Here is a 7,266-nt window from a genome sequence, read left to right as displayed (position 1 = left end):
TGGTCTGGCGTCGGCGGGCGGCTGTGGGTATCAGTCGGTCCGATGAATTATCGCCACGCCTATCATGCCGGCAACGCCGCCGACTGCGTCAAGCACGCGCTGCTCGTGCTTCTGGTGCGCGCCATGACCGCCAAGCCGAAACCATTGTTCGTGCTCGACACCCACGCCGGGATCGGCTCCTATGATCTGACCGGCGTCGAAGCCAATAAAACCGGCGAATGGCGGTGCGGAATCGGGCGGTTGCGCGACGATCCACCGGCTGCGCTGGCCGATTTCGTCGCGCTGAGCGGCCCGGCTGATCAGTATCCGGGATCGCCCTCGCTGATCCGCCGGCTGCTACGGCCGCAGGACCGGCTCGCCTTATGCGAACTTCACCCCGATGATGCGGCGACGCTGAAACATCGCTTTGGCCGTGACCCCCAGGTGCAGGTGCATCGGCGCGATGGCTATGAGGCGTTGACCGCGCTGCTGCCGCCCGCCGAACGCCGCGCGCTCGTACTGATCGATCCCCCGTTCGAACGTGTCGATGAATTCGCAACGCTCGCCGCGGCACTCCAAGCCGCCACGCTGAAATTTCCCGCCGGGGTTTTTGCGAGCTGGTATCCCGTGAAGAGCCGCGCGCCAGTGCGAGGGTTTTTCGCCGATCTGGCGGCGCGGCACGTCGCTGACGTCATCACCTGCGAAGTGCTGTTCCGCGCACCGCTCGATCCCGCAAGGCTGAACGGCTGCGGGCTGCTGATCATCAACCCGCCCTATGGCTTCGAGGCCGCCGCCCGGCCGGTGCTCGCGGCACTAAGCACCGCGCTGAGTGAGCCCGATGGCGCGGCAAGCCTGACGCGGCTGGCCGATGAGTAAGGCTGGCCGATGAGTAAAGCGGAGATCGTGATCATCGGCACCGGCGCATGGGGCACGGCGTTGGCCATGATCTACGCGACACAGGGACGGCGCACCGTCTTGGTCGCGCGCGATGCGGCAAGGGCGGCTCGGCTGCGCACGGCACGGATCAATCCACGTCTGCCCGGTTTCACGCTGCCGGCAACGCTCGATATTGCGGCCGATCCGCCGCACGCCCCGATCACGCTGCTCTGCCCGCCGTTTCAGCATCTGCGCGAAACCCTGTCACGACTGCCGCCCGGCGACGGCACCATCGTGCTGTGTTGCAAGGGTGTCGAACGCGGCACCGCTCTGCTCGGCCCGGAAATTATCGCGCGGAGCGGCATCGACCATCCGGTCGCGCTCCTCACCGGGCCGAACTTCGCCCATGAAATTGCCGCCTGCCAGCCCGCCGCCGCCGTGCTCGCCATGGCGGCGGCACCGGAACGGCACCGTCTGATCGCCGCGCTGGCCACCCCGCAGTTCCGCCTCTACGGCAGCGCCGACCTGATCGGGGCCGCCCTCGGCGGTGCCGCCAAAAACGTCATCGCCCTCGCCGCCGGCGCGGTCATCGGCGCCGGCTTGGGCGAAAACGCCCGCGCCGCCCTGGTGACGCGCGGCCTCGCCGAAATCGCGCGCCTGGCCGTGGCCCTCGGCGGATCAGCCGAGACCATCGCCGGCCTTGCCGGATTGGGCGACCTGATCCTGACCGCGACCGGCAACGCCAGCCGCAATTACCGCGCCGGCCTTGCGCTCGGTCGCGGCCAACCGGCGCCAACCCCCAATGAGGCCACCGATGACAGCGTGGTCGAAGGCATCGAAACCGCGCCCGCCCTGCTCGCCCGCGCCCGATCGGTCGGCTGCACCATGCCGATCACCGAAGCCGTCACCACCCTGTTGGCCGGACAGACCAGCCTCGCCACCAGCATCGAACACCTCATGCGCCGCCACCTGCGCGACGAGGGTTGAAACCGGTCAGGCCCCGAGCTGGGCGGCGAGGTCATCGACCGAGCTGGCGATGAAGGTCCACGGGCCGGATGGTTTGGCGCGATCGCCGGTCGCGGGGCCGTGCTCGGCGGGACGGGCGATAAAAGCGGTTTGCAGCCCGAAGCTGGCGGCCGCCGCAAGATCGTCGTTATGGGCAGCGGCGAGCATCACCTGATCGGGAGGCAGCGCGAGAAGGTCGCACGCGCCGAGGTAGACTTCGGGGTCGGGTTTGTAGTGGCGGAACAAATCTGAACCGAAGGTCACGTCCCAGGCGAAACCGTTGCGTTTGGCGAGGGCGACCTGAAGGGCCAGATGTCCGTTCGACAACGGGCCGATGATGGCGATTCGTTTGATCCGATCAAGGCCGGAAACCACATCGGGCCAGGAGACCAGCCGGTGCCAGAGCTGCACGAGTTGCGTGCAATCCTCGTCGTCGAGGGGTCCGATGCCATGGCGGCGGGCGATGTCCATCAGGGCGTCGCGGTGCAAATCGTCGAGCAGGGTCCATGGCACCGCACCGCGGCGCACCCGATCCATCGAAGGCCGGTAGGCGCGGCGCCAGCTATCCGCGATTTCAGCCCAGTCCGCCGTGATGGCGCGGGCGGCGCCGAAGGCGGACAGACCGGCAATGACGCTGCCGCGCCAGTCGACCAACGTGCCGAACACGTCGAACAGCACGGCCCGCGGGGTCGCCATGCTCAGTTCCGGCTGTAAAGGATGAGCACGACAACCAGGGCCACGGCCAGGGCCTGAAGACCAACGCGCCAGCGCATCAGGCGGTTCTGGCGGCGCGGGTCGGCGCCGGTGGTCATGCCGATCGCGCCGGTGAGCAGAACAGCGACCACGGCGATCATGTCCAACCCCAGCAGGATGATCAGAAAATCACGCATTCGCGCGTTATAGAGGGCAATCACCGTTGATGGTAGGGGGCGCGTCGCGGTTGACATCGCGCGGCGGGACGCTTTGAGAAGGCGGATGCGCCGGTTTCGTTCCCTGCTGATCGTGCTTTACGCTCTCGCCGGATTGGCCGCCGTGGCGCCGGGCGCGCGGGCAGCGGTCAATCCGCTGGCCGAGCTGACGGGCAAGCCGGCCGCAAAACCGCCCGCCGCGCCGCCCGCGCCCGCCGCGCTGACCCCGGCACAGCTGAACGCGGCGATCGCGACTCTGAACAATCCGGCGGAACGAACCGCGCTGATCGCGACTCTGGAGGCCATGAAATCCCCCGCCATCGCCGGCACCGCGACCGCGGCGCCCGGACTCGGGCTGGGGCTGCTCCAGCGGGTCGAGGTCAACACGCGGCGCATTCTCGGCGAGATCGGTGGGGCATTGTCCGAGGCGACCGATGTGCGGCTGGTCTGGCACTGGCTGGTGTTCGTTGCGACCGACGCATGGCTGCGCCAGACCGTGATCCACGCCGCCGGGTGGCTGGCTGCGGTGTTGGCGACGGCGCTGGCCGGTGAATCTCTGGCGATTTATGGGCTGCGCGGTCCGCGGCGCAATGTTTTGAAGCGCGCGGCACGGCTGCGCAGCGCCGACATCGCGCAAGAGGCCGGGCTGGCCGCCGCCGAGGCGGGTGAGTCCGAGCAGCGGCCGCGCCGGCGCTCGCTGCGCCGCTGGTTTGCCCGTCTGCCCTATGCCCTCGGGCATTTCGCGTTGTCGCTGGTGCCGGTTCTGGTATTCGCGCTGATCGGTTTCATCTGGCTGTCCGGCGGACTTGCGGATGCCCGTGTGGCCAGGCTGGTCACCATCGCGGTGCTGACCGCCTACATCGCCTGCCGCCTGGTGCTCGAGGTGGCGCGGTTTTTATTGGCCCCGCAGGCGCGCGACATCCGGCTGATCCGCACCACGGACCGGCGGGCGGCGTGGCTGGTCACCTGGTTGCGCCGGATCATCGTGGTGATCGCGTTCGGCTATGCCGCCATCACGACGGGTGGATTGTTCGGATTATACGCCGCGGCCAGCGCGGTGCTGATCAAGCTGCTGTCGCTGATCGTGCATGTCATGGCCGCGATCATGGTGTTGCAGGCGCGCAAGCCGGTGGCCGCGATCATTCGTGGCGACCGTCATGGGGCGATCGCGCAGGGCGGCGTGCTCGGCGCGATGCGCGCGGGTCTGGCGCGGTCGTGGCATATTCTGGCGCTGTTCTACATCGTGGCGCTCTGGGTCGCCTGGGCGATCGGGGTGCCCAACGCCTTTGTCATCATGTTGCGGATCGTCGTGGTGTTCGCCGTGGTCGCGGCGGCGGCGCGCAGTCTTTCCGCCTGGCTGGCCCACGGGCTCGAGGCGGCGTTCGACGACGGGGTGCCGTGGCGCGCCGATTATCCCGGTCTGCACGCCCGGGCGCGGCTGTATCTGCCGGTGTTCAAAATGGTGATCAGCGCGATCCTCGGGGCGATCGCGGTTCTGGTCATTCTGCAGCTCTGGGGCGTCGGCGTGCTCGACTGGTTCGCCGCCACCGCGATCGGCCAGAGGATCGTCTCGGCGGCGGTGACCATCGGCCTCGCCGCGCTGATCGGGCTGATCGTGTGGGAAATCATCAACACCGCGATGGAGGGGCAGGCCGAACGTCTGGTCCGCCAGGGCCGGCCGGGGCGGGCGGCGCGCTACCGGACCCTGCTGCCGATGCTGCGTTCGGCACTTCTGGTGCTCATCGTGGTCATCGTCGCCCTCGTGGTGTTGAGTGCGATCGGAATGAACGTCACGCTTCTGCTGGGCGGGCTTTCGATCTTCGGTCTGGCGATCGGGTTCGGATCGCAAAAACTGGTGCAGGACATTATCACCGGGCTGTTCCTCCTCCTTGAGGATGCGATGCAGGTGGGCGACTGGGTCACGCTCGCCGGCGTTTCCGGCACGGTCGAGAAACTGTCGATCCGCACGATACGGCTGCGCGGAGGCGACGGATCGCTGAACATCATCCCGTTCAGCTCGGTCACCACCGTCGCCAACGCCTCGCGCGATTTCGGCTATGCGCCGATCGACATCGGCGTCGGCTATGGCGAGGATGTCGATCATGTGCAGGCGGTGATCCACGAGATTTTCGAGGCCATGCGCGCGGAACCGACCTGGGCGGCGCAGATCAGCAATGATCTGGAGCTGTGGGGGCTGGATCAGTTCGGCGCCTCAGCGGTCACCATCGTCGGACGGATCAAGACCCCGGCCGGCAAGCAATATGCCGTGCGGCGCGAATTCAACCGGCGCATCAAGATCCGCTTCGATGCCGAGGGGATCGAGCTGCCCTACAACTACCAGAAAATCACCATCGACCCCGCCGAATTCCGTGCCGCCTTCGGCACCGCGAAGCCGCGGGCGGGCGCCGATCATGCCGAACCTTCCCCTGATGACACGAATGGCTGAGTTGGTCCCAGCCACGGTTCAATTCCCGCCGGATCGTGCTAGATGTGCCGATCATGGACATCATCAGCAGACAGCATCACCTCGCCGGGCAACTGCAGGAAGAGGGCTTCGCCTTCGTCGCCGGTGCCGCGATCGACGCGATGCTGCCCCCGGTCGCGATCGCGCCGAACGCGTGGGATGAGTTCGCCGCCAGCTGGAACGGCATGCCGGTCGACACCTACATGGCGGATGGCGGGCGTTATCGGCGCCGGCGGTTCGGTGTGTTCAGCGCGGCACCGGGACAAATCATCCGGCGCGAGCCGCACCAGCCGCATTATCAGGCCCGCGACTACAACGCGCTGAACGGCGGCGTGGAGCGGTGGTTCGAGCCGATCGATCCTGGCGTCGCCGCAGCGCCGACCTTCAGCACCCTGCTCGAATTCACCCGCGCGCTGTTCGAGGAACAGACCGGCATGGTCGCGTGGCGGATCGAGGCGCACCAGTTCCGCATCGAAACCGGCCCGGATGGCGCCGGGCTGCCAACGCCCGAAGGCATGCACCGCGACGGTGTGGATTTCGTTCTGGTGCTGATGGTGCGGCGGACCAACATCGAACAGGGCACCACGACGATCCACGACCTCGGTGGCCATGCGCTCGGCAGCTTCACGCTGAACCACCCGCGCGACGCCGCTTTGGTCGACGACCGGCGCGTCTTCCACGGCGTGACCCCGGTTGTGCCGGTCGATCCGGCGCTGCCGGCGTTCCGCGATGTGCTGGTATTGACCTATCGGCGGTTGTGAGCGCCACGGGGCATCTGGCTGGAAGCGGCTTCCGTCAGATCGATCGTCTCAATACGGCCGGAGTCCGGCACATTCGCTGTTGCCGGTAACGGCGCGGTCGTAATCGGCAAGGGTTAAAACCTGGGGCGCGGGCAGGGTCTCGCGCCGCAGGGAAGGGCGCGCGAGCGAGGGTGCCAGGCCATGCAGGGCTTTGAACTGGCGCGAGAAATGGGCGCAATCGGAAAACCCGGCGTCGAGCGCGATATCGGTGACCGAGCGCGTCGTGGTTTCGAGCAGCCAACGCGCGTAGCGCAGGCGCAACTCGCGGTAGAGGTCGGCCGGGCCCCGTCCGAGTGCGGCATCGAACCGGCGTTCGAGCTGACGGGTCGAAAGGCTCAGCCGTTGCGCGATGAGGGCGATCGGCAGCGGATTGCCCAGATTCTGTTCCATCATCAGAAGCGCGCGGCGCACCTGCTCATCCGAGACCTCATGCGCCATCGGCGGATGCGGCTGCACGCCCTCGCTGCCGCGCATCGGCGTCAACAGCAGAACCTGATGCGGTTTCTGCGCGAGGCGGCTGCCCAGATGGCGTTCGACCAGGGCAGCGGCAAGATCGGCGGCACCGGCGCCGCCGGCGCAGGTGATCCGGTCACCGTCAATCTCGAAGAACCGGTCACCGATCACGGCATGGTCAGGAAATTCATCCCGGAAATCCTGATAGTGCAGCCAGCTGACGCAGACGCGGCGGCCCTCCATCAACCCGGCGCGGCAGAGGATGAAACTGCCGGTGCAAATACCGATGAGCTTGACCCCCGCCGCCGCGGCACGGTGCAGATAGGCGTAGAGCGTCGTGTTGGCCCTGGGATGATTGTGCAGAATGCCCCCGACCACAACGACATAGTCGAATAGCGCCGGGTCGGTCAGACCGCTGCCGGGCAGGATTTCAACACCGCAGCTGGAACGGATCGGCGCATCGGTCTCGGCCATGACGGTCCAGCGGCAGTGAATCGGCCGGGAATAATCGGATTCATCGGCGGCGAGGCGCAACGTATCGACGAAGAGCGAGAACGCCGAGAGCGTGAAATCCTGCGCGAGCAACAATCCGACCGAAAGCGGCCTGATCTCGGACCGTCGCGCGGCCGGTTTTGGCGGCGTCCCCATGCCCAGTCTCCATAATGATCAAATTGTCGAAAAAAGAACCAGCCCCTCCCCTATATCAGAGACGCAAGCCGATCCGTAGCGGTATTTCGGCAATACCCGATCGCACCAGATCATGGCGCCCGCTCATTCCATC

At 67.1% G+C, this 7,266-nt stretch carries 7 protein-coding genes; 4 read left to right on the top strand and 3 right to left on the bottom strand.

What is annotated here, in order from left to right; translation table 11 throughout:
- Nucleotides 1-42: 42 nt before the first annotated feature.
- Entirely contained in the window at nt 43-855 is an 813-nt protein-coding gene (locus ACP5E6_RS13600; protein WP_427954844.1) for a 23S rRNA (adenine(2030)-N(6))-methyltransferase RlmJ, read from the top strand.
- 9 nt (nt 856-864) lie between these two features.
- On the top strand, nt 865-1,842 hold the full coding sequence (locus tag ACP5E6_RS13595) for an NAD(P)H-dependent glycerol-3-phosphate dehydrogenase (protein WP_427954841.1): 978 nt from the start codon (nt 865-867) through the stop codon (nt 1,840-1,842).
- A gap of 6 nt (nt 1,843-1,848) precedes the next feature.
- Here ACP5E6_RS13595 and ACP5E6_RS13590 read toward each other — a convergent pair whose 3' ends face one another.
- Nucleotides 1,849-2,556 carry a haloacid dehalogenase type II gene (locus ACP5E6_RS13590; RefSeq protein ID WP_427954839.1) on the bottom strand — a complete coding sequence of 236 codons (708 nt, stop codon included), beginning with the start codon at nt 2,554-2,556 and terminating at the stop codon, nt 1,849-1,851.
- 2 nt (nt 2,557-2,558) lie between these two features.
- Nucleotides 2,559-2,750 (bottom strand): twin transmembrane helix small protein, encoded by a 192-nt coding sequence (locus tag ACP5E6_RS13585; RefSeq protein WP_427954838.1) that lies wholly within the window; start codon nt 2,748-2,750, stop codon nt 2,559-2,561.
- A gap of 85 nt (nt 2,751-2,835) precedes the next feature.
- On the opposite strand from ACP5E6_RS13585, the gene ACP5E6_RS13580 reads away from it, so the two are divergent.
- Together ACP5E6_RS13580 and ACP5E6_RS13575 are read left to right on the top strand one after the other, a co-directional pair.
- A complete protein-coding gene (locus tag ACP5E6_RS13580; protein WP_427954836.1) occupies nt 2,836-5,214 on the top strand; it encodes a mechanosensitive ion channel family protein in 2,379 nt (792 codons plus the stop codon).
- Nucleotides 5,215-5,267: 53 nt separating this feature from the next.
- Nucleotides 5,268-5,993, top strand: a complete 726-nt coding sequence (locus ACP5E6_RS13575; protein WP_427954835.1) for a 2OG-Fe dioxygenase family protein — start codon at nt 5,268-5,270, stop codon at nt 5,991-5,993.
- Nucleotides 5,994-6,041: 48 nt separating this feature from the next.
- On the opposite strand, the gene ACP5E6_RS13570 is transcribed toward ACP5E6_RS13575, so the two are convergent.
- Nucleotides 6,042-7,133 (bottom strand): GlxA family transcriptional regulator, encoded by a 1,092-nt coding sequence (locus ACP5E6_RS13570; RefSeq protein WP_427954833.1) that lies wholly within the window; start codon nt 7,131-7,133, stop codon nt 6,042-6,044.
- Between the last annotated feature and the right edge of the window lie 133 nt (nt 7,134-7,266).

This window comes from Acidiphilium sp. (assembly GCF_049977125.1).
Classification (GTDB): Bacteria; Pseudomonadota; Alphaproteobacteria; order Acetobacterales; family Acetobacteraceae; genus Acidiphilium.
Note: the sequence above shows the minus strand (reverse complement) of the source record. Positions and strands in the feature narration are given on the sequence as shown.